Genomic DNA, 26,135 nt, shown 5'->3' on the forward strand with positions numbered 1-26,135 from the left:
CCTTTATTTTTTAATCGGCAGGAAAACCGAAAACTCGGTATGTCCCGGCCAACTGGTAAATTCAATTTTCCCGGAGTGTTGATCGATCAAACTGCGGGCAATGGATAAGCCCAGGCCGGTTCCGCCTTGGCGACCGCTTACCATCGGGTAGAACAGGGTGTCCTGCAAATGCGATGGAATGCCGGGCCCGTTATCCTCAACGTCGATTCGGGCGGCCAGCCGGTAGCGCACGCCGTGTAACGTGAGCTGGAAGGCGGTGCGGGTGCGTAAAATAATCTCACCGCCTTCAGGCCCCAGCGCCTGCAGGGCATTACGCACAATATTCAACAGGACCTGCTCAATCTGGTCCGGGTCATGGGCCAGTTCCGGCAGGCTTGGGTCGTAATCACGTACCAGCGTGACGTTCTCTGGCAGCTCCATTGAGACGAGCTTCACCACCCGCTCAGCCACTTTATGGATGCTTTCTGTGACGTGCATTCCCGGCTGCTGTGGCCCAAGAAGACGGTCTACCAGATTCCGCAGACGGTCCGCCTGCTCAATGATGACGTTGGTATACTCCGCCAGCGCGGGATCGGGCAGCGCTTTGGTCAGAAGCTGCGCCGCGCCGCGTAATCCACCCAGCGGGTTTTTGATTTCATGCGCCAGACCGCGCACCAGATCACGGGCGGCAATCTGCTGCGCATGCTGAAGCTGCTCCTGGCTCAGTCGACGCTGATTATCCATCGGCGCCATTTCCAGCAGGATCAGACCTTCGGGAAGCCGTTGCGCGGTTAACGACAGAATGTGCGAGCGCCCGTCGATCACCAGCGTGACTTCGTTATCGGTAAACCCCTGGCCAGCCTGCAAACTTTCCTGCATCAGGCCAATATTCAGCGAAAAATAGCTCAGGAGTTCAGGAAGCGGGGTACCGAACAGTTTACGTGCGCTTTGGGCGAGCAGCTGCTGCGCGGCCGGGTTGGCGTAATGAACGGCCAGCTCGTCATCGACCAGCAATATGCTGTTAATCAAAGAATTGAGGATCTGCCCAGCATCGGGCAGCGTGCCAGTTGCCATTCAGCAGTCTCCTGGAGTCGTTTGCACTAATTTAGTGCAGTATAGCGTTTTCGGCGTAAAAAGCGCGTGAGATCAGGTTGTTGGTGGAGAAAAAAGCCCATCCGGAGATGGGCTAAAAGTTTCCACGGCAACTACCCCCGGCGTTTATCACGCCGGGTAAAACAACTTTTATTAAACGCTGTAGTACAGTTCGAACTCAACCGGGTGTGGAGTCATACGCACGCGGTCGTTCTCTTCCATACGCAGGGCGATGTAGGCATCGATAGCGTCGTCAGTGAATACGCCACCTGCAGTCAGGAACTCGCGGTCTGCGTCCAGCGCCTGCAGGGCTTCTTCCAGAGAGCCAGCAACCTGTGGGATCTCTTTCGCTTCTTCTGGCGGCAGGTCGTACAGGTTTTTGTCCATCGCTTCGCCCGGGTGGATCTTGTTCTTGATACCGTCCAGACCGGCCATCAGCAGTGCTGCGAAGCACAGGTATGGGTTAGCCGCTGGGTCCGGGAAGCGAACTTCGATACGACGCGCTTTAGGAGAAGCCACCACCGGAATACGGATAGAAGCAGAACGGTTACGTGCAGAGTAGGCCAGCATCACTGGCGCTTCGTAGCCCGGGACCAGACGCTTGTAGGAGTTCGTGGTTGGGTTCGCCAGGGCGTTGATCGCTTTAGCGTGTTTGATAACACCACCGATGTAATACAGCGCCTGCTCGGACAGACCGGCATATTTGTCGCCAGAGAACAGGTTGGTACCGTTCTTGGACAGAGACATGTGGCAGTGCATACCGGAACCGTTATCGCCAAACATTGGTTTTGGCATGAAGGTCGCGGTTTTACCGAAACGGTGCGCAACGTTGTGCACAACGTATTTGTAGATCTGAATTTCGTCCGCTTTTTTGGTCATGGTGTTGAAGCGGGTTGCCACTTCGTTCTGACCAGCAGTCGCCACTTCGTGGTGGTGAGCTTCAACAACCAGGCCCATCTCTTCCATCACCAGACACATGGTGGAACGGATGTCCTGTGCAGAGTCGACCGGAGGAACCGGGAAGTAACCGCCTTTCACGCCAGGACGGTGACCTTTGTTACCGCCTTCGTATTTGGTGGAAGAGTTCCATGCACCTTCGATGTCGTCGATAGCCACGTGGGAGCCAGAAATAGAGGCACCGAAGCGGATGTCATCGAACAGGAAGAATTCTGGCTCTGGCCCGAACAGAACGGTGTCTGCGATGCCGGTAGAACGCAGGTACTCTTCAGCGCGTTTCGCGATAGAACGTGGGTCGCGGTCGTAGCCCTGCAGCGTGCCTGGCTCGAGGATGTCGCAACGGATGATCAGGGTTGGTTCTTCGAAGAACGGATCAATGACCGCAGTGGTCGCGTCTGGCATCAGAACCATGTCGGATTCGTTAATGCCTTTCCAGCCACCAATGGAGGAGCCGTCAAACATTTTGCCTTCTTCAAAGAATTCGGCGTTCACCTGATGAGCAGGGATTGTGACGTGCTGTTCTTTACCTTTGGTATCGGTGAAGCGCAGATCAACAAACTTCACTTCATGTTCGTTCAGCATCGTCAAAACGTGTTCAGCGGACATACTTAACTCTCCAGATTGGTCATTGTCGTCGTGGTAACGAGGTCTTCAATTTCTGTTTGTACTGGCTGGTGCCATGTATTTTTTATAAAGCGAAATCTGTGCCAACTTTTAAATCACCCCAAAAAGGCGTTATCATGCGCACCATAGTGCAAAAGGGCTGCACCACAATGGATTTGTTGCACCAGTATAGTGCTTCAATGTGAACATTGAGCACTATATTGGTGCAATTTACGTTAAAGTGCCCTTTTACCGCTCCGTGAAAGCGATCACAAAGCATCTCTGCGATACTTGTTTGCGGGGGATGTTTGTGATCCTGTTTTGTAGTGCGATTAATCCGTGTACAATAACGCGCTATTTCTAAATGCCTGAGGCAAAGTTGTGATCGAAAATTTGCGTAACATCGCCATCATCGCGCACGTAGACCATGGTAAAACTACCCTGGTTGACAAGCTGCTGCAGCAATCCGGTACGTTTGATGCGCGTGCCGAAACCCAAGAACGCGTGATGGACTCCAACGATTTGGAGAAAGAGCGTGGGATTACCATCCTCGCGAAAAACACCGCGATTAAATGGAATGACTACCGTATCAACATCGTTGATACCCCAGGGCACGCCGACTTCGGTGGCGAAGTTGAACGTGTAATGTCCATGGTAGACTCCGTTCTGCTGGTCGTTGACGCAATGGATGGCCCAATGCCACAGACGCGCTTCGTGACCAAAAAAGCTTTTGCCCATGGTCTGAAGCCAATCGTTGTTATCAACAAAGTTGACCGCCCTGGCGCGCGTCCTGACTGGGTTGTTGACCAGGTCTTCGACCTGTTCGTTAACCTCGATGCGACCGACGAGCAGCTGGACTTCCCTATCGTTTACGCATCTGCGCTGAACGGTATCGCAGGTCTGGACCACGAAGACATGGCTGAAGACATGACCCCGCTATATCAGGCGATTGTTGACCGTGTTCCTGCACCAAACGTCGATCTCGACGGCACCCTGCAGATGCAGATCTCTCAGCTCGACTACAACAACTACGTTGGCGTAATCGGCATTGGTCGTATCAAGCGCGGTAAAGTGAAGCCTAACCAGCAGGTTACTATCATCGATAGCGAAGGCAAAACCCGTAACGGTAAAGTCGGTAAAGTACTGACTCACCTGGGTCTTGAGCGTATCGAGAGTGACGTTGCGGAAGCGGGCGACATCATCGCTATCACCGGTCTGGGTGAACTGAACATCTCCGACACCATCTGCGATCCGCAGAATGTCGAAGCGCTGCCAGCCCTGTCCGTTGATGAACCAACCGTATCCATGTTCTTCAACGTCAACACCTCTCCGTTCTGTGGTAAAGAAGGTAAATTCGTTACCTCTCGTCAGATCCTTGACCGCCTGAACAAAGAGCTGGTGCACAACGTTGCGCTGCGCGTTGAAGAAACCGAAGATGCTGATGCATTCCGCGTTTCTGGTCGTGGTGAGCTGCACCTGTCTGTTCTGATTGAGAACATGCGTCGTGAAGGTTTCGAAATGGCGGTTTCCCGTCCGAAAGTAATCTTCCGCGAGATCGATGGCCGTAAACAAGAGCCATTCGAAAACGTAACGCTGGACGTTGAAGAGCAGCATCAGGGTTCTGTGATGCAGGCTCTGGGTGAGCGTAAAGGCGACCTGAAAAACATGAATCCAGATGGCAAAGGCCGCGTACGTCTCGACTACGTGATCCCAAGCCGTGGCCTGATCGGCTTCCGTTCTGAGTTCATGACCATGACCTCCGGTACCGGCCTGCTGTACTCCACCTTCAGCCACTACGACGACGTTCGTCCGGGCGAAGTGGGCCAGCGTAACAACGGCGTACTGATCTCCAACGGTCAGGGTAAAGCTGTTGCGTTTGCGCTGTTCGGTCTGCAGGATCGCGGTAAGCTGTTCCTGGGTCACGGTGCTGAAGTTTATGAAGGCCAGATCATCGGTATTCACAGTCGTTCTAACGACCTGACCGTAAACTGCCTGACCGGTAAGAAACTGACCAACATGCGTGCGTCCGGTACTGACGAAGCAACGGTTCTGGTTCCACCGATCAAGATGACTCTGGAGCAGGCTCTGGAATTCATCGATGATGACGAACTGGTAGAAGTGACTCCACAGTCAATTCGTATCCGTAAACGTCACCTGACCGAGAACGATCGTAAACGTGCTATGCGCGGTGCGAAAGAAGACTAATACAGGTTAGCGTTAACGCTGTCATGTATGTAAAAAGCCGCTGAGCGATCAGCGGCTTTTTTATTAGAACGAATACCGTAATCCTAAGCGAATGCGATACTGCTCCCGGTTGTAATCATTCCATCGGTCCAGCCACTGCAGTTCGAGGTACGGCAGCCAGTTTCTGTCGATCTTGTAGCTGAATTTATTGGTAATTTCCCAGTGATGGTCTTTGCCATTTTTGCTGTGGTAATCATTCACCCGCTGGAAAAAGTGCGGTTCAAAGGTGTAGAAAAACGCATCCGTCACTTTGAAATTCCAGTAGTTGGCAAATTCGTGCGTGTCGTTTTTATCCATCTGCCCGTTATAGTCCGGCGTATCGTAATTGTTATGGTTATAGCGATAGCGGAACGTCAGATTAAACCAGTCCGTAAATTTGTAGTTGGTATCTAAATAAACTGCGCCACCGGACCCTGCGCTGCTGTCGTTAATCAACCCACCGGGCTGGAAGGTGAGTTTGTCGGTCGGCTTAAAGAGCGGATACCACCCCTCGATTTCGTTATAGCTGTGCTTCAGCTCATCCCATTTGCCCACGTTATAGGCGTTGGTGAACATCAGGCCCGCGCCCATATCAAAGTTATATCCTGCGCGCAGGATCACCTCGTGCATCTCTGAGGCCGTATTGTAGGCTTCACGCGTTTCGACATAGGCCCCGGCAAATACCGGGCAGGACACAGACGACACGATCAGTACAGTGATGATTCTTTTCATAATTTGTCCATGTATCAGGTACAGAAAGGCCTCCCTCCTGATTAACAGGAAGGAAAGAATGGCCGGATTTATTGTTATAAAGTGACTGCTGACGCTTTATTGTTGGTGGTTATCTCAGGGGTATTCGCTGATTGTTTTTTCCGTTTTCCAATCTCCTCGATAATAAAGGCGAAGCGCGCTTCGTTGAGTTTATAAAACAGCCCCATGGTCACGGCAGCAACAATCGCCAGACCGCACGGCCACAGGAAAATAAGCTGACGCAGACCAAGCAGCGTGCCCGCGCTCTGCACGGCATGGGGAACGTAGCCAATCTGGGTTAGCATAATCCCGGGCAGGAAACCGGCGAGCGCCGCAGAGATTTTGCGCGAGAAGGTGTAGCCGGTATACACCGACCCTTCGGCGCGGATGCCGGTTTTCCACTCGCCGTAATCGACGGTATCCGGCACCAGCGCCCAGTTCAGGCTGTTCACAAACGCGGTGCCGAAAAAGGCCATGCAGGAAAAAAGCACGAACAGCAGGGAACTGGTTCCCCAGAAAAAGTTGAGCACGTCGCCCACCGCCCACAGCGCCAGACCGCCGAGATAAACCGGCTTCTTGCCAAAACGCTTAACCGAGCCGGGCACCAAAAACACGCCAACCAGAATGCAGCCCATGCTGAAGAATCCCATCCACGACAGCAAATGGAGATCGTTCAGCACGTACTGGGTGTAATAGACCTGAATCGCCAGCTTGATGTTGAAGGCGGCGAGGGTACACAGGTTGGCGATACACAGCACCAGTAGCGGCGGATTGCGGAAAATCGCGCAGAACGATTTCAGAATGCCGGGCTTATGGTGATCGGGCGTAAGCTCCACGTAGCGTTCTTTCACGCCGCTGTAGCACCACCACATGCAGAACAGGCCGCCGGTAACGAACACCAGCGCGGCCACCAGATAGCCCTGGGAGGGTTGGCTGATGAACAGCGCCTGAATGGGCATAAAGCCGACGGTGCAGAGCATCAGTCCCACCGTTGCGCCACCCTGACGCCACGCCGCAAGCTGCGCGCGCTCGTTCGGGTTTTTGGTGATGGCCGGGACCATCGCACCGTAGGCGCAGTTCATCAGGCTATAGCAGAGGCCAAACATCATAAAGAGCACGGTGGCGAGAGCCGTTTTCACCGTCAGGCTAAAGTCGTTGGCCATAAACTGCGCCGTTGCCACCAGCGCCACCGGGACGGAGGCGTAAAGAATGAATGGCCGGAATTTCCCCCTCGCGCCGATGTTACGCCGGGAGTCGAGCAGCACGCCGGTCAGCATATCGGTCAACGCGGTAAAGAACTTAGCCACCAGGAAAATAATGCCGCCATAGAACGCCGGCATACCCAGCTCATCGGTGTAAAACTTTAGCAGATACAGCGTGCCAATACAGAGCATCAGGTTCGAGCCAAAATCGCCCATTCCGTAGGCGCACTTCTCTCGCAGGCTCAATTTTAGGGTTAACGGATCACTGTTATGTGTCATGGTCGATCCTCAGAGCGCCCAGTCGGGCGCTCTATCTCGTCATTTAGGCCGTACGTTTGCGCAGTTCGATCTCTTCAACAATGCGCACATACATCTTCTCGTTGAGGTTATAGAAGCAGCCCATCGCCACGATGGTGATGACCGCCAGCAGGCTCGGATAGATAAATATCAGCTGCCGCAGCCCTTCAACCGTTCCGGCGGACTGCACCACGTTGGGTACATAGCCGATCTGCGTGAGCATGATCCCCGGGAAGAAGCCCGCCAGCGCCTGCGAGACCTTACGGAAGAAGGTAAAGCCGGTGTAGACCGTGCCTTCGGAGCGCACACCGGTGCGCCACTCGCCGTACTCCACGGTATCGGACACCAGCGCCCAGTTCAGGCTGTTAACGAACGCGGAGCCGAAGAACGCCAGGCAGGAGAACGCGACAAAGCTCACCGAGCCGCCGCCGAGGAAGTAGTTGAGCAGATCGCCCGCCACCCAAATCGTCAGCCCGCAGATGTAGACTTTTTTCTTGCCGAAGCGCCGGACCGCGCCGGGCATCATAAAGACGCCGATAAAAATACAGCCCATGCTGAAGAAGCCCATGTACGACAGCAGAATCGGGTCGTTCAGCACGTACTGCGTGTAGTAGACCTGAATGGCGAGCTTGACGTTAAAGGCGCCCAGCGTGCACAGGTTGGCGATGCACAGGATAAACAGCGGACGGTTCCCGGCGATGGCGCGAAACGACTGCAGCAGGCCCGGCTTTTGCGTCGGATTTGCAGGCTGTGTCTCGACGTAACGCTCGGTCACGCCCTTATAGCACCACCACATGAAGAACAGCCCGAACAGCGAGAAGAGGGTGGCGGCAAAGATATAGCCAAGCTGGTCATTGCCTTCAATCAAATTCATCACCGGAACAAAACCCACTGTACAGAGCAGCAGGCCCAGCGTCGCGCCGCCCTGGCGCCAGGCGGCCAGCGAGGCGCGCTCGTCCGGATTTTTGGTAATAGCCGGTACCATCGCGCCGTAGGAGCAGTTCATCATGCTGAAAAACAGGCCGTAAAGCATGAACAGCATCGTCGCCATCACCGTTTTACCGGTCATCTCAAACGGCGTGCCGACGAAGTTAGCAATCGCCAGCAGCGTCACCGGGAAGGCGGCATACAGTACGAACGGGCGGAATTTCCCTTTCGGGCCAATCTTGCGCCGGGAGTCGAGCATGATCCCGGTGCCCATATCGGTGAAGGCGGTAAAGAACTTCGCAATCAGGAAGATGATCCCGCCGTAGGTGCCCGGCAGCCCCAGCACGTCGGTATAAAACTTCAGCAAATAGAGCGTGCCGATATCCAGCAGGATGTTTGAGCCGAGATCGCCCATCCCGTAGGCGAGTTTTTCTTTAAACGGCAGGCGTAGGGTTGCCGGATCGGAAGTATGTTGACTCATTATTGTTCTCCGTCTGCCCGCAGGTTTCCCTGCGGGCGAGCCTTATCAGATATGACGTAAGGTGCTAAACAGATCTGCCCATTCGCTGTGCTGGCGGTAGAAGACCGGCGGCTTGCCGAGGGGGGCATCAACGGTCACGTCACCGCCCTGGCAGGTTTCCCCGGTCCACGCATTCACCCAGCTGTCCTGCGGCAGATAGAGCGACCAGTCGCGGCGACCCTCTTCATGAACAGGCGCCACCAGCAGGTCGCGGCCAAACAGGTACTGGTATTTCAGCGTGTAGGCGCGCGCGTCGTCCTCGTAGTGCAGGAACAGCGGACGCATCACCGGCAGGCCGCTTTTCGCGTTCTGCGCGACCGCGGCTTTGATGTACGGCTTCAGGGTGGTGAAGACGGAGGTCATGCGCGCGAAGTGCGCGATGGTTTCCGCGTCGCCGTCAAACTGCCAGTTGTCGCCGGGGCGGTTACCCTCATGGGTACGCATCATTGGCGTAAAGGCGCTGAAGTCGCACCACCGCAGCAGCAGCTCTTTGCTGCGTTTCATCTCGAACAGCGTGGTATAGCCGCCGATGTCGCTGTGGTGCAGGCCGTGACCGGTCATCGCCAGAGAAAGCGCGGCGGGCACCACCGATGCCAGACCGTCGTCAAGGCTCCAGTCGACGTTCTGATCCCCCGCCCACATCATCACCGAGTACTTCTGGCTGCCGGTGTAGCCCGCGCGCATGAAGAACAGGACCTCCCCGAGCTTGCCGGTTTCCTGAAGCGCTTCGTAATTACATTTAGCCCACAGGGCAGGCCAGGCGTTATGCATGATTTCTGCGCTGACGCCGTTGTGCAGGAAGGTATTGGTCGGCAGATATTCCCCGAAATCGGCCATCCAGCCGCCGCAGCCCAGCGCGATCAGGTTCTTTTTGATGACCTCTTTGTACCAGTCGTAGGCTGCCGGGTTGGTCAGGTCGATAACGCCCGCGTAGAACTCGCCGAACTCGACGTGGTAGTCCTTGCCGTCGGCGTTTTTGGTCAGATAGCCGCGCGTTGCCGCCTCTTCGCAGAGATCTTTATCGCTGGCGACGTACGGGTTGATATAGGAGAGGAACTGCACGCCTTCCTGTTTCCACTTCGCAATCCGCGTATCAAGCTGTGGATAAAGCTCACTGTTCCACTTCCAGTTCCACATCACGCGTTTTCCAAAGGAGGTCATGCGGATGCCGGACCAGTCCTGCGCCCAGATGCCGTTCACCTTCACGCCACCTTTGCGCATGATATCGAGCTTTTGCTGACACACCTCGGTGCCGCCCTGAATGCCCAGCGTCACGCCGTCGTAAACCCAGTCCGGTAGTTCAGGCTGACGCCCCAGCAGGCCGGTGAGCTTTTCCAGAAGATCGACGTAGGTTTCAGCACATTCGAAGCGCAGCGTGGCGTTATCTTCCCAGAACGCCAGCTCGTGGAAGTCCGGCGCGCTGAAGTCGAAGTTCATGTAGCAGCTGTTGTCCACGTGGCAGTAGTATTTCTGGGTGCTCACGAAGGTGGGCTGCGGGAAGAAGGTCCAGTAGTAGTCGCCGCCCGCATTCTCTTTGCAGTCGGCCTGCCAGGTCACGTAGGTCTGCTTGTTGCGACCCACGCCCTGCTCGCTGGTCCACAGCGGGAACGGCTTGCCGCGCAGATCGAAATACGAGAACTGCTCGCCGCAGCCGTAGATATGATCTTCCGGCTGCGCCGCCAGCCGCAACCAGATGCGGTTATGGCCGGGAGCATCGTTTTTAAGCTTCAGCTCAAGACGGCCATCCGCATCGACGCCCACCAGCAGCGTCGCGCTTACCGCATCGCCGCGGGTAAAGCGGATCGCCCAGCCCGCGCTTTGCTGCGTGACGGTCGCGTCCGTCAGGGCAATCTTTTCGTTGAGCTTGTCTTTGATGCTGAAGTTGCCGCGAAACATCTCGATATCCGCCTCGCCTGCGCCAATCCACAGGCAAGGGACATCCGCGGTGTGGGATAAAATCAGACGGTCCTGCCAGCGCAGGGTAAAGCCACTTTCGTTATTTTTCAGATCAATATTGTGTAGGGTACGCATAAACACTCCGTCTTTATTATTTGGCCAGGCTGTCCAGCAGACCAGCGGCTACGGCAGGCGCTAAGCCCGGTGCCAGCGGCAGGCGAGGGATCACCAGGCAGTGCAGCAGATGGTAAATATCCTGCTTGCCGTCCCAGACTTTGGTGGTCACTTCGTTATTGGTGTCCAGCTCCTGCCACCAGGAACCGTTTTCGTAATCCATCAGATACTTGATGCAGTAATCCCACCACTTCTGATACCAGGCCTCGTACTGCGCCTCGCCGGTCACGGTATAGAGGGCATAGGCCGTGCCCATCGCCTCGACGATTGGCCAGCGCACGCGTTCGCGCACGATAGGCTTGCCGTCCCAGCCCACGGAGTAGACAAATCCATCGGCTCCGTCGGGTGCCCAGGCGTCGCGGATGGTGGCGTGGAACAGGCCTTTTGCATCTTCCAGCAGCCATTCCGGCGGGGTTTCAAAGCGCGCTTCCAGCGCGGCGCGCAGGTGCAGCATCAGGCGGCCCCACTCAATCCAGTGCCCCGGCGTGCCGCCGTAGGCGCGGAAACGGTGGGCGGGGTTATCAATGTTGTAGTCGCGAATCGGATTCCAGCTGGTGTCGAAATGTTCGTTAACGCGGTACTCACCTTTTCGCGCCACGTCATGAATAATCACCGACGCGATGCGGAGGGCGCGGTCGAGCCATTTGCGGTCGTGGGTCACGTCATAAACAATCAGGAAGGCTTCTACGGCGTGCATGTTGGCGTTACCGCCACGGTAATCTTCCGTTTTGCTGAACGCTTCATCCCATGACTCCAGGCACATCTGCTCCTGTTCGCTCCAGAAGTAACGCTCAATCACCTCGATAGCATCGTCCAGCAGCCTGCGCGCCTGCGGATGGCCGGTGGTGACGGCGCTTGCCGCACCCAGCAGGACGAAGAAGTGCTGATAGCCCTGCTTGGAAGCGTCAATGACGCCCTCATCGTTAACGCAGGCGTACCAGCCGCCGTGCTGCTTGTCGCGCAGCGGGCCATTCAGGGCATTAATACCGTGCTCAACCAGCGCATACGCACCGGGACGCCCCATGTTCGCTGCCACCGCGTAAACGTGCAGCATACGAGCAGTGATCCACAGATGCGTACCCATATCGCTGCGTACCTGGCCGTTATTGCCCAGCCAGCCAAAACCGGTCGGTACGGCGGCGTTTTTACCGAAATCGAGAATGCGGTCGGTCTCTTGTTCGAGCCAGCGGTTGTGGCTCAGGGTGTTAAACCATTTCATGTTCGGGTCCTTTCTCAGCGGCGAGTCATCATTTCGTCGACGATCTCACCCAGACGCTGCAGTTTTGGTACTGCAATATCGCGGAGCATCAGCTCGGTGTCCGGCAGGCCAATCACCGATGACCAGACGGCGCGACCGGCTAAAAAGCCCGATGCACCCGCCTGCATCGCCACGTTCACGGCGCGCGGGAATAATTTATCGTCCACGCCGGAAGAGAGGATCACCCACGGCATGGCTATGTTCTCGTTCAGCTTCTGCGAGGCCGCCAGCAGCGCCTGCTGCGTGCCTTTTCCAAACAGCGGCATCTCCACTTTGTAGAGGTCGGCGCCGCTGTCGCCCAGCTCTTTGGCCGCGTCGATAATCGCCTGCTCGCGGTCAAACGCGGCGCCGCGACGCGGCGGACGTACAACCGGCTCGATAATGCTCAGTAGCCCGTTGTCGTGGCACAGCGTGTTGAACGCCTTCACCATCTCCAGACGCTGCTGCGGGTCTTCATCGCTGCGCCACAGCACCAGCAGCTTTAGCGCCTTGCCGCCATCGCGTTTGATCGCCTGTGCGTCGATGTTTTTGTCGATTACCACGCTGTCAACCGGAATACCATTCCCCGGAATAAACTCGTCGGCCGCCACAATCATCGCGCAGCTTTTGGCCACGGCCTGCTGCTCCACAATCTGGCGATAGCAGAACTGCTGGTCGACGAGAATGGCAGAGGCGTACGGCGACAGAATTTTCGCTGCGTTGACCTTAAAATCCGTCAGGTGCTGGTCGGTTACCGGCACCGGCGCGCCTGCGGCGGCAAACATCAGGCGCATCGCTTCGCGCTGATCCACGGCCAGCATCGCAAAACCGCCGGAAGGTCGGGTGATATCTTTCAGGGTGTACATCGTCATTCCTCAGTCCTTTCGTATCAGTGTTTTTTTTTCAGCCCGGCAGATGCGCGAACCTGTTCAAGAATGGCCGTCCAGTCTTCGCGCCCGCGCCCGGCGGCGCGTGCCTGGTTGTAAACTTCGCGGGAAGCCGCGCCCAGCGGCATCGGAACGTGGAGCTGGTTGGCCACGTCCAGGGCGATCCCCAGATCTTTATGCGCAAGGTCGATCATGAAGGCGGGCGAAAGATCGCCTTTCAGCACTTTGTTCGGCCAGGATGTCGTGAAGTGACCTTTACCCGCAGGCGTGCCGCTCATCACCTTGAGCGCCACGTCAAAGGAGAGGCCGAGCGCTTCGCACAGTACGGCTGCCTCTGCCGACAGGGCGTTCAGGGCGATGCTCATGTAGTTATTGATAAGCTTCACGCGAATGCCCATGCCCGGCCCGCCAGCGTTAATCAGCTCATTGCCCATCGCCATTAATACGGGGGTGGCTCGCTCAACCTGCTGCGCTGTGCCGCCAGCCAGCAGGAGCAGCGTGCCGGCGATGGCATGGTCAGAGGTGCGTCCGACGGGTGCGTCCATCAGGCTGAACCCGCGATCAGACATGTCGCGGATCAGCGCGTCGGTTTGCAGCGGATGAATGGTGGACATATCAATCACCAGCGCGTCGCGGGATAACCCCTCGCATACGCCGTGCTCGCCGAACAGAACGCTGCGCACCAGGTCGCCGTTTGGCAGCATGGTAATCACGAATTCGGCATCCGTTGCGGCCTGCGCTGGCGTTGCCGCCGCCCGCGCGCCGTTCTCTACCAGCGCCTGAACCGCCTGCGGGTTCACGTCAAAAACGTTAAGCTGATGGCCTTGCTTAAGCAGATTCTTCGCCATTGGCGCGCCCATCTGCCCTAAACCGATAAATGCGATTGCTGACATGCCTCTCTCCTGTCACATCGTGTCAATTTTTGCACGTTTTCGTTGTCTGTTTTTGATCGTATTTGTAATTTATAGTCAAAAAATTGACATTGGTCACTTTTTAAACATTTGATGAAATTAAAATGAAAGCATCAGAAATCGCAGAAGGAATCACCATGACTCGCATCGTTTGTGTCGGCATTACCGTGCTGGATCGCATCTGGTATCTCGCTGATTTACCGAAAGAAGGTGGGAAGTATGTCGCAAAAGACTATACGGAAGTTGGCGGCGGCCCGGCGGCAACGGCGGCTGTGGCGGCGGCAAAGCTGGGCGCGGAAGTGGATTTTATTGGCCGGGTGGGCGACGACGATACCGGCAGACGACTGCTGGCGGAGCTGGAATCCCTGGGGGTGAAGACCCGCTACACGCGCGTGTTTAAAGATGCGCGTTCGTCACAGTCTGCGGTCCTGGTTGACGGCAGCGGGGAGCGCGTTATCGCGAACTATCCCAGCCCCGACCTCCCTGCTGAGGCAGGATGGCTGCGTGAAATCGACTTCTCGCAATGGGATATCGTATTAGCTGACGTGCGCTGGCACGACGGGGCAAAGCAGGCGTTTACCCTCGCCCGTCAGCAGGGTGTGCCGACACTGCTTGATGCGGATGTCACCCCGCAGGACATCGCGGAGCTGGTTGCCTTAAGCGATCACGCGGCCTTCTCCGCGCCGGGGCTGCGGCGCTTAACGCAGCGGGATGAAACTGAAGACGCGCTGAGAAAAGCACAAACGCTCACAAAGGGACATGTGTATGTCACCCAGGGGCGAGACGGCTGCTTCTGGCTGGAAAATGGCGCGTTGCGTCATCAGTCTGGCTATGAAGTGGACGTTGTAGATACCACGGGGGCGGGTGATGTTTTCCACGGTGCGCTGGCGGTTAGTCTGGGACAGAGGGCGTCTGTTGCCGAGGCCGTGCGTTTTGCCAGCGCCGTTGCAGCATTGAAATGCACAAAACCTGGCGGACGGTCAGGGATACCTGACTGTGATCAAACCCGCTCTTTTTTGTCACTTTTTGTATAAAATGCGGGGCGTGATGGTTTTCAGAGGACAGCCCATGAGTCTTACCGAACTGACCGGCAACCCGCGTCACGATCAGCTGCTGACGCTGATTGCCGATCGCGGCTATATGAACATTGATGAGCTGGCGCAGCTGCTGGACGTGTCGACGCAAACCGTGCGTCGGGATATCCGCAAGCTGAGCGAGCAGGGGCTGATCACGCGTCATCATGGCGGGGCGGGCAGAGCGTCCAGCGTGGTGAACACGGCGTTCGAGCAGCGTGAAGTCTCGCTTACCGAAGAGAAGCGGGCGATTGCCGAAGCCATTGCGGACTATATTCCCGATGGCTCCACCATCTTCATCACCATCGGCACGACCGTGGAGCACGTTGCCCGGGCGCTGCTAAACCATAACCACCTGCGCATTATCACCAACAGCCTGCGGGTGGCGCATATTCTGTATAAAAATCCGCGTTTTGAAGTGATGGTTCCCGGCGGCACGCTGCGCCCACATAACGGCGGCATTATCGGTCCGGCGGCCACTGCGTTTGTGTCTGGCTTCCGGGCAGACTATCTTGTGACCAGCGTCGGGGCAATTGAGCACGACGGCGCGATGATGGAGTTTGACGTCAATGAAGCCAGCGTGGTGAAAACCATGATCGCCCACTCTCGCCACATTCTGCTCGCGGCCGATCATACGAAATATCAAGCATCTGCGGCGGTTGAAATTGGCAACGTGGCCCAGGCGACGGCGCTCTTCACCGACGAACTGCCCGGCTCGGCGCTGCAAAATCATCTCAAATCCAGCAAAGTTGAAATAGTTGAAGTGATTTCGAACGACGAACAGCAGGCAGGTTAACGCTTCTCCTGGCCCGACATTCACGTTCGGGCCATTCCTTTCTCTAAGCTGAATCTCGTGCATAGCCAAACTTTATCTTTCCCGCTACAGTTACCTCTCCACGGCGAGCAGGAGATAACCATGCTTTATATCTTTGATTTAGGAAACGTAATCGTCGATATCGATTTTAATCGCGTGCTGGGTGCATGGAGCGACTTTAGTCGCGTTCCGCTGGCGACACTGAAGCAGAATTTCGCGATGGGCGAGACCTTCCATCAGCATGAACGCGGCGAGATCGGTGATGAAGAATTCGCTGAACGTTTCTGTCAGGAGATGGATCTACCGTTGAGCTACGTGCAGTTTTCACACGGCTGGCAGGCAGTATTTGTCGCCATCCGGCCTGAAGTGATCGACATCATGCATAAGCTTCGCGAGCAGGGCCATCGGGTCGTTGTGTTGTCCAATACCAACCGTCTGCACACCACGTTCTGGCCTGAGGAATACCCTGAAGTTAAGGGGGCGGCCGACAAGATCTATCTTTCGCAGGAGATGGGTATGCGTAAGCCTGAAGCGCGAATTTATCAGGCTGTTCTGCAGTCAGAGGGATTCACCGCGGCCGATGCGGTCTTTTTCGACGACAACGCCGATAATATAGAGGGAGCTAACCAGTTAGGTATAACGTCAATTCTGGTGACCGGAAAAGAGACGATACCAAACTACTTTGCGAAGCAGCTATGCTAAAAACCGTTCATCAAAAAGCCACGCATCATACTCGCCCGCTGAGGGCATGGCTGAAACTGCTCTGGCACCGTATTGATGAGGACAACATGACCACGCTGGCGGGCAACCTCGCCTACGTGTCGTTGCTCTCATTAGTGCCGCTGGTGGCGGTCATTTTTGCCCTGTTTTCGGCCTTTCCGATGTTTGCGGACGTCAGCCTGCAGCTTCGCCATTTTGTCTTCGCGAATTTTATTCCGGCAACCGGGGATGTCATCCAGAACTACATTGAGCAGTTCGTTGCCAACTCCAATAAGATGACGGCAGTGGGGGCATGCGGTCTTATCGTTACCGCGCTGCTGCTGATGTACGCCATCGATAACGCGCTGAACACGATCTGGCGGAGTAAAAAAGCGCGGCCAAAGGTCTATTCCTTTGCCGTGTACTGGATGATTCTCACACTGGGACCGCTGCTGGCTGGGGCGAGCCTGGCGATCAGTTCGTATCTGCTTTCCCTACGGTGGGCGAGTGATTTAAACGGTGTGATCGATAATGTGCTTCGCATCTTTCCGCTGATCCTGTCGTGGCTCTCGTTCTGGCTGCTCTATAGCGTCGTGCCGACCACGCGCGTGCCTAACCGAGATGCGGTTTTGGGGGCGCTGGTGGCGGCGTTGCTTTTTGAGCTCGGTAAAAAAGGGTTTGCCCTCTACATCACCATGTTTCCGTCCTATCAGCTGATTTACGGCGTGCTGGCGGTGATCCCCATTTTGTTTGTCTGGGTCTACTGGACCTGGTGTATCGTCTTGCTTGGTGCTGAAATAACTGTCACTCTCGGTGTATACCGCGAACTTAAAAAAGCAGCAGAAGCTGAAAAACAATTAGAAGCAGACCAACCATGATTGCATTGATACAGCGCGTAACCCGTGCCAGCGTCACCGTGGAGGGAGAGGTGACGGGTGAAATTGGCCCAGGACTTTTGGTGTTGTTAGGTGTCGAAAAGGATGATGACGAACAAAAAGCCAACCGCTTGTGTGAGCGCGTGCTGGGCTACCGTATTTTCAGCGATGCGGAAGGCAAGATGAACCTGAACGTCCAGCAGGCGGGCGGCAGCGTGCTGGTGGTTTCCCAGTTTACGCTGGCAGCGGATACCGAGCGCGGCATGCGCCCGAGCTTCTCTAAAGGCGCCGCGCCGGATCGTGCGGAAGCACTTTACGAGTACTTTGTTGAGCGTTGTCGTCAGCAGGAAATGAATACGCAAACCGGACGATTCGCTGCAGATATGCAGGTTTCGCTGGTGAACGATGGCCCCGTCACATTCTGGCTCCAGGTATGAGCCAACTGGCGGCGTGGCCGCGGGTAACAAGAGAGAGTACAGCTATGTATCACCTTCGAGTACCGCAAACGGAAGAAGAGTTAGACGCTTATTACCAGTTCCGCTGGGAAATGCTGCGCAAGCCACTGCATCAGCCAAAAGGATCTGAACGAGACGCCTGGGATGCGATGGCCCACCATCAGATGGTGATGGACGAAGAGGGTAACCTCGTCGCCGTCGGGCGCTTGTATATCAACGCCGATAACGAAGCGTCGATTCGCTTTATGGCGGTTCATCCCTCCGTTCAGGACAAAGGTCTGGGAACGCTAATGGCGATGACCCTTGAGTCCGTCGCCCGTCAGGAAGGCGTTAAGCGCGTCACCTGTAGCGCCCGCGAAGATGCCGTAGAATTCTTCGCCAAGCTCGGTTTTGTGAATCAGGGGGAAATCACAACCCCGCAAACCACGCCGATTCGTCATTTTTTGATGATCAAACCCATCGCCACGCTGGATGATATTCTTCATCGCGCCGACTGGTGCGGGCAGCTGCAGCAGGCCTGGTATCAGCACATTCCGCTCAGCGAAAAAATGGGCGTGCGCATTCAGCAGTACACCGGACAAAAATTTATTACCACCATGCCGGAAACCGGCAATCAGAACCCGCACCACACCCTGTTTGCCGGAAGTCTGTTTTCCCTCGCGACGCTCACCGGGTGGGGTCTCATCTGGCTGATGCTTCGCGAGCGTCATCTGGGCGGAACCATCATTCTCGCCGATGCACACATTCGCTATAGCGCACCGATAAGCGGCAAGCCGAGCGCCGTGGCCGATCTGGGGTCACTGGGTGGCGATCTCGACCGCCTGGCACGCGGCCGCAAAGCCCGCGTACAAATGCAGGTTGAACTGTTTGGCGATAAAACACCAGGGGCGGTGTTTGAAGGCACCTACATTGTTCTTCCAGCGAAGCCCTTCGGTGCGTATGAAGAGGGTGGGAACGAGGAGGAGTAATCTTCTGTTCACGTTATCCGGGCGTGCTGAATCCGCCCGGCGATATCCCGCATTAGGTCTCGCGCTGACTGGCTGACGCCGCCAAGCTGAAAGAAGCCATGGATGACGCCCAGCCAGCGCTGAGCAGTACATTTCACACCCTGCTCAGTCAGATGATGATACAACATTTCTCCCTCATCGCACAGCGGATCGTACTCTGCGGTAATGATGTGCACTGGCGGAAGTCCGTAAAAATCATCGCGCCACAGCGGGCTGGTTTCCGGATGCTGGCGGTCAGTCTCTGCGAGATACATTTCATACCCGCTGAGCAGGGTATCGCGGGTGATAATATAATCCGTGCCATTAAGGGCATAGCTTTCAAAGCTGGCCGTGGCGTCGAGCATGGGATAGATAAGAATAAGCTGTACAGGTTGCCACAGCCCTTTAACCTTAAGCCTCAGCGCCGTTACCAGCGCCAGATGCCCTCCTGCACTGTCTCCACAGAGGGTGAGCCGATTCTTATCCACGCCTAATTTGTCCGCATACTGCCAGACCAGATCTGCACCTCTTTCAGCATCGTCATGTGCGGCGGGGAAGGTATGCTCCGGCGCTAACCTGTACTGAACGGCGATCACCCGACAATTGCCGTAGGAGGCTAACTGGCGGAGTTGGTTGTCATGGGTATCAAAGCCGCCGCTGATAAAGCATCCGCCGTGATAGTAGATGGCAGCAGGCAATATTTCAGGGGCATTAAGAGGTGAAAATACTCGAATGGTAAGGCCCTCAAGCACTAGCGTCTCCACCTGAACGCGCGTTTCTATCTTCCCGGCAAGCCCCGCGCTGGCAATGTACCCTGCTCGTCGTACCTCAATGGTCTGTCGACGTGACGAAGGCCGGCCTGCAGCGATAAATCCCTGAACCAGCTGCGCAATACCCTGTTCCAGTGCCATGAAAATTCCCTTTAACTGTATGGATATACAGCTTTATAGCCTGGTTTAATTCAAAAGAAAATAAGAAAATTGTCGAGTACTAAAAATCTGGAAAGCGCTTCGCAAATAGCAGGAAAACTATAGCTACGTGCTTTAACCCTTCTGAATAAAAGCGTATGTTGCCTTAAAAATAGACAATGGTGATATACTAAGGTGATATATGAGTCTTTCCGCGGATCTTGATATGGGCAGAATTCTGATCGATTTGTCTGATGACGTAATTCAACGACTGGATAATCTGAAGCAGCTGCGTAACCGGCCTCGTGCCGAATTGCTTCGGGAAGCCATTGAGCAATATCTCGACCAGCAGAGTTCATCGGTTATCCGCGATGCGCTTGGCTTGTGGGGAAACCAGCAGGAAGATGGGCTTGAGTATGAACGCAAGCTGCGTGAGGAGTGGTAATTATGGAGCACATGGCGGTGTTCGATACCAATATACTCATTGATCTATTTAATAATCGCGTTGAGGCTGCGGATGCAATTGATCGCACAGCTTCGCATCGAGCCATTAGCCTGATCACATGGATGGAAGTCATGGTGGGTGCCCGCAAACATGGTCACGAAGCGAAAACTGCGACAGTGATGGGCGTATTTGAGATTATTGATATCACCCGAGATATCGCTGAAAGAAGTGTAATTCTGCGCGAGAAGCATGGAATGAAACTGCCTGATGCTATCATTCTGGCCACAGCTCAGAGCAGAAATTGTCCGTTGATTTCTCGAAACACGAAAGACTTTTCGGGCATTACTGGAGTCGTTTCACCTTACCAACTATAGGCCGGGCAAGCTCGCGCCGCCCGGCACTGTCAGAGGAAATTACTCCCCTTCACCCGGGAACAGGAACGGGTTGATCGAGCTGCGGGCAAAGCCCTCCTGCTCCATCTTCGCATCCAGAATCAGCGAGGCGAGATCGTCGGCCACGGCTTCGACTTTCGGGTCTTTTTCCTGATACAGAATCTTCAGGTAAGTGCCGCAGTCGCCGCAGCTTTCGGCTTTCACCGCCGCTTCTTCATTTTCCAGCGACCAGTAATTCAGATCGCGGGTCTGCTCGCAGTTGCTGCACTTGATGCGCACCACGTGCCACTCGGTTTCACACAGGTTGCAGTGCAGGTAGCGCAGCCCCTGAGTCGTGCCGATTTGCACCATGCTCGATACCGGCATGGAGCCGCAGACCGGGCAGAACTGGCGCGCCTCGCCGTATTCGGCGCGGGCTTTACCGGGGATCAGGCTTGCCATTTGCGCCCAGTAGAGCGACAGCGCAGCCCAGATAAACGGCGCTTTATCGCTGCTGACCAGAGCGAAGTCGGCGGCAAACAGCGCGCTCGCCATCTCTTCCAGCTCCAGGTCAGAGGCTTTTTCCAGATTCTCGATGACCGCCAGCGCGGTACCGCTCATCTCCGGCTTCAGCTCGGCAATGAGCGAATGCAGCAGCTTTTGCCAGTGCTTGTCGCGCGGCAGGACGTGAATGTCCAGCGGCGGCTTGCCCTGCGCGTTGGCTTCTTTGATGCGCGCGGTCAGGTCCATTTGCAGCGGGTGGTCGTACAGCACCACTTCCTGCGCGTGGGCAACCAGCGCGGCAAAGCGCAGAAAATCGCCCAGCGGGTTGTTCTCTGCCAGCTCGCGCAGACGCTCTGCGCGGCGGTTGTAGAGGTTCTTGAGTCTGGGGAATAACAACGGCGGAATATAATCCGCCGTGCGTTTCTCGCTCGACCCCAGCTCATCTTGCGGGATTATGCGAATACTCATTCAGATGACTTTTCCTGTTTCTGGCGGACTTCACGGTACCAGCGCGGGTGATGTTTCTTCGCCCACGTACTGGTTACCCATCCTTCCACCATCGCGGTAATGGTGCCTTTCACCCAAAGGGCGGCGTAGATATGCACCATGATAACCACAATTAACGCCACTGCGGCAAATGAATGCAGCATCAGCGCGAATCGGATCACCGGGATTGAGAAAGCAGGCGCAAAGTACGGACGCCAGATGATCACGCCGCTCACCAGCAACAGGACCAGGAAGATAATCGCCGCCCAGAATACGCATTTCTGGCCGAAGTTATAACGCCCGGTATCACCCACTTCCTCGTTGACGACGATCTTACGAATATTCTTCGCCCAAAAGATATCATCCCGATTGATTAGGTTATGGTGCCAGTAGCGGAAAAACATAATGATGAACGACGCGAACATGATGACGCCCACAAACGGGTGCAGGATGCGCGCCAGCTGTGGCGTACCCAGTACCTGCATCAGCCAGTTGAAGGACGGGAAGAAGAACCCCAGCCCGCTTATCGCCGCCAGCATGAAGCAGAAGGCGGTGACCCAGTGGTTGATGCGTTCCGGCGCGGTGTAGCGCACGATGGTGTCACGTTTTCTCATTTGCGCACCTCGTCTTTCTCTTCATGCAGGTTGTCGTCTTCCTCTTCCGCGCGGTTCGGACCAACGCCGACGTAGTGGAAGATGCTCGCTGCGAAGGTGGCAGCAAAACCGACCGCTGCCAGCGGTTTCCAGATGCCTTTCCAGAACTTCACGGTGGCGCTGATTTCCGGGTTCTCCGGCAGGCCGTGATACAGGTTCGGCTTGTCGGCGTGGTGCAGCACGTACATTACGTGCGTACCGCCAACTCCGGCCGGATCGTACAGGCCCGCGTTGTCGTAACCACGGGTTTTCAGCTCGCCTACGCGCTCTGCCGCCAGAGTTTTCATATCCTCTTTAGAACCAAAGTGGATCGCGCCGGTTGGGCAGGTCTTCACGCATGCAGGCTCCTGGCCGACGGTGACGCGGTCAACGCACAGGGTGCATTTGTAGACGCGGTTGTCTTCCGGATTCAGGCGCGGTACGTCGAATGGGCAGCCGGCGATGCAGTAGCCGCAGCCGATGCACTGTTCAGACTGGAAGTCGACGATGCCGTTGGCATACTGAATGATAGCCCCTTCTGACGGACATGCCTTCAGGCAGCCCGGATCCGCACAGTGCATACAGCCGTCTTTGCGGATAAGCCATTCCAGCTTGTCGTTCTGCTCCACTTCCGAGAAACGCATCACCGTCCAGGACTTGGCGGTCAGGTCCGCCGGGTTGTCATACACCCCGACGTTGTGACCCACTTCGTCACGCAGGTCGTTCCACTCAGAGCAGGCCACCTGACAGGCTTTACAGCCGATACAGGTGGTCACGTCGATAAGCTTCGCCACTTCCTGCTGGTGGTCCCGCGCCTGAGGCGCGGGCGTGAAACCGTTAGTCGCGGAACGACGGATAATGTCTTGAGATTGATAAGCCATAAGTCGTCTCCGTTACACCTTTTCCACGTTCACGAGGAAGGCCTTAAACTCCGGCGTCTGCGTGTTCGCATCGCCGACGAACGGCGTCAGGGTGTTTGCAATGAACCCTTTCTTCGCCACGCCCTCATAGCCCCAGTGGATCGGAATACCGATGGTATCCACCTGCTGACCGTGAACGTTCAGCGTGCGAATACGCTTGGTCACCACCGCCTTGGCCTTGATATAGCCGCGGTTAGAGGAAACCTTCACGGTATCGCCATGGGCGATGCCGAGCTTGCCCGCCAGCTTCTCGCCGATCTCCACGAACTGTTCTGGCTGCGCGATGGCGTTAAGCAGCGCGTGCTTGGTCCAGTAGTGGAAGTGCTCGGTCAGACGGTAGGTGGTACCCACGTACGGGAACTTGTCCTTTTTACCCAGCGCTTCGAAATCGCCCTTAAAGATACGGGCTGCCGGGTTAGAGACCACGTTCGGGTGCAGCGGGTTGGTACCCAGCGGCGTCTCAAAGGGCTCGTAGTGTTCCGGGAACGGACCTTCCGCCATCTTATCGATAGCAAACAGGCGTCCCATCCCCTCAGGCTGCATGATAAACGGCCCAACGTCGCTGCCCGGTGCGGCAGTGCTGTAGTCCGGAATATCCACGCCGCCCCATTTCGCACCGTCCCACTTCAGAAGCTGACGCTTCGGATCCCACGGGTTGCCCTGCGGGTCAGCGGATGCGCGGTTATAGAGGATGCGGCGGTTGAGCGGCCACGCCCATGCCCAGCCCAGCGTATTGCCAAGGCCCGACGGGTCGGCGTTATCGCGGTTGGCCATCTGGTTGCCTTTTGGCGTCCAGCTACCGGCGAAGATCCAGCAGCCGCTTGACGTGGTACCGTCATCGCGCAGGTGCGCGAAGGTGCTGAGCTGATCGCCTTTCTTCGCCAGCACGGTACCGGTGGCCGGGTCGATAACGTCCGCCAGCGCCTTACCGTTGCTCTCCATCGCCACTTCTTCCGGCGCAGGGTTTTCCGGCGTCGAGTAGTTCCAGGTCATGTTCAGCACCGGTTCCGGGTTCGCGCCGCCTTCTTCCGCATACATCTTACGCAGGCGTAAGAAGATACCGGCCAGGATCTCGCCGTCGTTCATGGCGATGCCCGGGGCGTCCGCACCTTTCCAGTGCCACTGCAGCCAGCGTCCGGAGTTGACGATAGAACCGTTCTCTTCCGCGAAGCAGGTCGACGGCAGACGGAACACTTCGGTCTGAATCTTCGACGGATCGACGTCGTTCGATTCACCGTGGTTCTGCCAGAAAGTTGAAGTCTCGGTATTGAGCGGGTCAATCGTCACCAGGAACTTCAGCTTCGACAGAGACTCAACAACCTTGTTCTTGTTCGGGAACGAAGCAACCGGGTTAAAGCCCTGGCACAGATAGCCGTTCACTTTGCCCTGATGCATCATCTCGAAATACTGCAGAACGTCGTAACCCTTGTCCCACTTCGGCAGCCAGTCAAAGCCCCAGCTGTTTTCCGCCGTTGCTTTATCCCCGAAGAACGCTTTCATCATTGAGACGAAGAACTTCGGATAGTTGCCCCAGTAGTTTACCTGACCTTCGAGCAGCGGTTTAGGCGTGCTGGCCGTCAGGTAGGTTTGCAGATCGGTCTGTTTCTCGCTTGGCAGGTTCATGTAACCCGGCAGGCTTTGAGACAGCAGGCCGAGGTCGGTCAGACCCTGAATGTTGGAGTGACCGCGCAGGGCGTTCACGCCGCCGCCTGCCATCCCCATGTTGCCGAGCAGGAGCTGAACCATCGCCATGGTACGGATGTTCTGCGCGCCGATGGAGTGCTGCGTCCAGCCGAGTGCGTACAGGAACGACGCGGTTTTGTCCTTCGCGCTGGTCTCGGCGATAAGCTCGCACACCTTCAGGAAGTCTGCCTTCGGCGTACCGCAGATATTCTCAACCACCTCCGGCGTATAGCGGGAAACATGCTCTTTCAGCAGGTTCCACACGCAGCGCGGGTGTTGCAGGGTGGTATCGCGCTTCGCAAAGCCTTTCTCATCCAGCTCGTAGTTCCAGCTGGTTTTGTCGTATTTGCGTTTTTCGGCGTCGTAACCGCTGAACAGGCCATCTTCGAAGTGGTAATCCTCACGCACGATCAGGCTGGCGTTGGTATAGGCTTCGGTGTATTCGCGGTTATATTTTTCGTTGGTCATCAGGTACAGCAATACGCCTGACAGGAAAGTGATGTCAGTACCTGAACGAATAGGGGTGTAGAAATCCGCCACTGACGCAGTTCGCGTAAAGCGGGGATCGATCACAATCAGTTTCGCACCGTTGTGGATTTTGGCTTCCATCGCCCAGCGGAACCCGACAGGGTGCGCTTCAGCGGCGTTACCACCCATCACCACAATGAGGTTGGCGTTTTTGATGTCGACCCAGTGGTTGGTCATCGCACCGCGACCAAATGTTGGAGCAAGACTTGCTACCGTTGGTCCGTGTCAGACACGCGCCTGGTTGTCGACCGCGAGCATACCGAGTGCGCGCGTAAATTTCTGGGTTAAATAACCGGTTTCGTTGCTGGAAGCAGAGGCACACAGCATCCCGGTGGAGAGCCAGCGGTTGACCGTAACGCCGTCGGCGTTCTTCTCTACAAAGTTGGCATCGCGGTCTTCTTTAATGTGTTTTGCGATGCGGTCGAACGCCTCTTCCCAGCTGATTTGCTGCCATTTGTTGGAGCCTGGCGCGCGATATTCCGGGAATTTGAGGCGGCTTTCGGAGTGGATAAAGTCCACCAGACCGGCCCCTTTCGGGCACAATGCGCCGCGGTTGACCGGATGATCCGGGTCGCCTTCGATATGGAAAATAGACGCTTTGGCGTTTTTAGCACCGTCGCCGAGGCTATACATCAACAGCCCGCAACCGACAGAGCAGTACGTACAGGTATTACGGGTTTCACGGGTGCGCAGCAGTTTATACTGCCGCGTTTCCGCCAGCGCTACGCCGGGCGCAAAGCCCAGTGCCGCTGCCGTGGTGCCTGCCATACCGCCAGCGCAGATCTTAAAGAACTGCCTTCTGCTGACCTGCATGGGTCACTCCTTGTTTCGACATTGCTTACATATGTAGTTTTAACTTCGCGGCTGAGAATTGACCGCAAAGGAGAAAAATTTGCGTTAATCCCTCAATTCCACGAGGGATATCATCAGAATACCACATTGTCGGTACCGCTGTTCTAATGGCGTTAATACAAAGTGAACGTATTATCACCATGTTGATTATAAAGTGTGATATTGATCACATTAACAGCTCTGCATGTTAAAGCGGTGTAGCGGGTGGCAGGTTGCACCCCTGCTAAATGAGTAGGAGAATGGTTGTCG

At 55.9% G+C, this 26,135-nt stretch carries 23 protein-coding genes; 9 read left to right on the plus strand and 14 right to left on the minus strand.

The genetic code is table 11. The features are described 5' to 3' along the window. Positions 1–3: 3 nt before the first annotated feature. Positions 4–1,053, minus strand: coding sequence for a nitrogen regulation protein NR(II) (glnL, locus tag ACMWLG_RS18520; RefSeq protein ID WP_045405312.1), 1,050 nt, complete (start codon positions 1,051–1,053; stop codon positions 4–6). 171 nt (positions 1,054–1,224) lie between these two features. After that, entirely contained in the window at positions 1,225–2,634 is a 1,410-nt protein-coding gene (gene glnA, locus ACMWLG_RS18525; RefSeq protein ID WP_023309763.1) for a glutamate--ammonia ligase, read from the minus strand. 378 nt (positions 2,635–3,012) lie between these two features. On the opposite strand from glnA, the gene typA reads away from it, so the two are divergent. Beyond that, a complete protein-coding gene (typA, locus tag ACMWLG_RS18530) occupies positions 3,013–4,836 on the plus strand; it encodes a ribosome-dependent GTPase TypA (RefSeq protein WP_032639914.1) in 1,824 nt (607 codons plus the stop codon). A gap of 63 nt (positions 4,837–4,899) precedes the next feature. Here the strand turns inward: typA and ompL are convergent, their stop codons facing one another. The 7 genes from ompL to yihU all read right to left on the minus strand — a co-directional run bounded on the left by ompL (position 4,900) and on the right by yihU (position 13,637). Then, complete coding sequence (gene ompL / locus ACMWLG_RS18535) at positions 4,900–5,586, minus strand: porin OmpL (protein WP_032637905.1); 687 nt, start codon at positions 5,584–5,586, stop codon at positions 4,900–4,902. A gap of 74 nt (positions 5,587–5,660) precedes the next feature. Beyond that, positions 5,661–7,085, minus strand: coding sequence for an MFS transporter (locus tag ACMWLG_RS18540; protein ID WP_047063638.1), 1,425 nt, complete (start codon positions 7,083–7,085; stop codon positions 5,661–5,663). A 43-nt stretch (positions 7,086–7,128) separates the two neighbouring features. Continuing rightward, positions 7,129–8,511, minus strand: coding sequence for an MFS transporter (locus ACMWLG_RS18545; protein ID WP_045404224.1), 1,383 nt, complete (start codon positions 8,509–8,511; stop codon positions 7,129–7,131). Positions 8,512–8,556: 45 nt separating this feature from the next. Beyond that, a complete protein-coding gene (locus ACMWLG_RS18550; RefSeq protein WP_045404226.1) occupies positions 8,557–10,581 on the minus strand; it encodes an alpha-glucosidase in 2,025 nt (674 codons plus the stop codon). A gap of 16 nt (positions 10,582–10,597) precedes the next feature. Further along, entirely contained in the window at positions 10,598–11,839 is a 1,242-nt protein-coding gene (gene yihS, locus ACMWLG_RS18555; protein WP_023617638.1) for a sulfoquinovose isomerase, read from the minus strand. Between the two features lie 14 nt (positions 11,840–11,853). Next, entirely contained in the window at positions 11,854–12,729 is an 876-nt protein-coding gene (gene yihT / locus ACMWLG_RS18560) for a sulfofructosephosphate aldolase (RefSeq protein ID WP_045404227.1), read from the minus strand. Between the two features lie 17 nt (positions 12,730–12,746). After that, a complete protein-coding gene (gene yihU / locus ACMWLG_RS18565; RefSeq protein WP_045404228.1) occupies positions 12,747–13,637 on the minus strand; it encodes a sulfolactaldehyde 3-reductase in 891 nt (296 codons plus the stop codon). Between the two features lie 155 nt (positions 13,638–13,792). Here yihU and ACMWLG_RS18570 point away from each other — a divergent pair, with 155 nt between their 5' ends. The 6 genes from ACMWLG_RS18570 to fabY all read left to right on the plus strand — a co-directional run bounded on the left by ACMWLG_RS18570 (position 13,793) and on the right by fabY (position 18,539). After that, positions 13,793–14,689, plus strand: a complete 897-nt coding sequence (locus tag ACMWLG_RS18570) for a sugar kinase (protein ID WP_045404229.1) — start codon at positions 13,793–13,795, stop codon at positions 14,687–14,689. Between the two features lie 34 nt (positions 14,690–14,723). Further along, positions 14,724–15,524 (plus strand): DeoR/GlpR family DNA-binding transcription regulator, encoded by an 801-nt coding sequence (locus ACMWLG_RS18575; protein ID WP_045404230.1) that lies wholly within the window; start codon positions 14,724–14,726, stop codon positions 15,522–15,524. A gap of 120 nt (positions 15,525–15,644) precedes the next feature. Next, positions 15,645–16,244: a glucose-1-phosphatase gene (gene yihX, locus ACMWLG_RS18580; RefSeq protein WP_045404231.1), complete on the plus strand. Its 600-nt coding sequence runs from the start codon at positions 15,645–15,647 to the stop codon at positions 16,242–16,244. Next, positions 16,238–17,119, plus strand: coding sequence for a virulence factor BrkB family protein (locus ACMWLG_RS18585; protein WP_023309756.1), 882 nt, complete (start codon positions 16,238–16,240; stop codon positions 17,117–17,119). The genes yihX and ACMWLG_RS18585 overlap by 7 nt, the downstream gene beginning before the upstream one ends. Then, complete coding sequence (gene dtd / locus ACMWLG_RS18590) at positions 17,116–17,553, plus strand: D-aminoacyl-tRNA deacylase (RefSeq protein WP_008501836.1); 438 nt, start codon at positions 17,116–17,118, stop codon at positions 17,551–17,553. Before ACMWLG_RS18585 ends, dtd begins: the two co-directional genes overlap by 4 nt. 44 nt (positions 17,554–17,597) lie before the next feature. Further along, positions 17,598–18,539 carry a fatty acid biosynthesis protein FabY gene (fabY, locus tag ACMWLG_RS18595; protein ID WP_023309755.1) on the plus strand — a complete coding sequence of 314 codons (942 nt, stop codon included), beginning with the start codon at positions 17,598–17,600 and terminating at the stop codon, positions 18,537–18,539. 8 nt (positions 18,540–18,547) lie between these two features. On the opposite strand, the gene ACMWLG_RS18600 is transcribed toward fabY, so the two are convergent. Continuing rightward, the gene (locus ACMWLG_RS18600) at positions 18,548–19,468 is read right to left on the minus strand and encodes an alpha/beta hydrolase (protein ID WP_045404232.1); all 921 of its coding nucleotides are present in this window, start codon (positions 19,466–19,468) and stop codon (positions 18,548–18,550) included. Between the two features lie 199 nt (positions 19,469–19,667). Between ACMWLG_RS18600 and ACMWLG_RS18605 the strand changes: the two genes are divergently transcribed. Both ACMWLG_RS18605 and ACMWLG_RS18610 read left to right on the plus strand, forming a co-directional pair. Next, on the plus strand, positions 19,668–19,910 hold the full coding sequence (locus tag ACMWLG_RS18605) for a ribbon-helix-helix protein, CopG family (protein ID WP_023309753.1): 243 nt from the start codon (positions 19,668–19,670) through the stop codon (positions 19,908–19,910). A gap of 2 nt (positions 19,911–19,912) precedes the next feature. Beyond that, complete coding sequence (locus ACMWLG_RS18610; RefSeq protein ID WP_080298642.1) at positions 19,913–20,284, plus strand: type II toxin-antitoxin system VapC family toxin; 372 nt, start codon at positions 19,913–19,915, stop codon at positions 20,282–20,284. A gap of 39 nt (positions 20,285–20,323) precedes the next feature. On the opposite strand, the gene fdhE is transcribed toward ACMWLG_RS18610, so the two are convergent. The 4 genes from fdhE to fdnG are packed head-to-tail and all read right to left on the minus strand — an operon-like array spanning position 20,324 to position 25,847. Next, entirely contained in the window at positions 20,324–21,253 is a 930-nt protein-coding gene (gene fdhE / locus ACMWLG_RS18615; protein ID WP_045404233.1) for a formate dehydrogenase accessory protein FdhE, read from the minus strand. Then, a complete protein-coding gene (gene fdoI, locus ACMWLG_RS18620) occupies positions 21,250–21,885 on the minus strand; it encodes a formate dehydrogenase cytochrome b556 subunit (RefSeq protein WP_023309750.1) in 636 nt (211 codons plus the stop codon). The genes fdhE and fdoI overlap by 4 nt, the downstream gene beginning before the upstream one ends. Then, positions 21,882–22,784: a formate dehydrogenase subunit beta gene (gene fdxH, locus ACMWLG_RS18625; RefSeq protein ID WP_008501831.1), complete on the minus strand. Its 903-nt coding sequence runs from the start codon at positions 22,782–22,784 to the stop codon at positions 21,882–21,884. The genes fdoI and fdxH overlap by 4 nt, the downstream gene beginning before the upstream one ends. Positions 22,785–22,796: 12 nt before the next feature. After that, positions 22,797–25,847: a formate dehydrogenase-N subunit alpha gene (fdnG, locus tag ACMWLG_RS18630; protein ID WP_100245665.1), complete on the minus strand. Its 3,051-nt coding sequence runs from the start codon at positions 25,845–25,847 to the stop codon at positions 22,797–22,799. Between the last annotated feature and the right edge of the window lie 288 nt (positions 25,848–26,135).

The sequence above is a fragment of the Enterobacter sp. 01-M-02-SI-ECC genome (assembly GCF_047530595.1).
In the GTDB taxonomy this organism is placed as follows: domain Bacteria; phylum Pseudomonadota; class Gammaproteobacteria; order Enterobacterales; family Enterobacteriaceae; genus Enterobacter; species Enterobacter cloacae_M.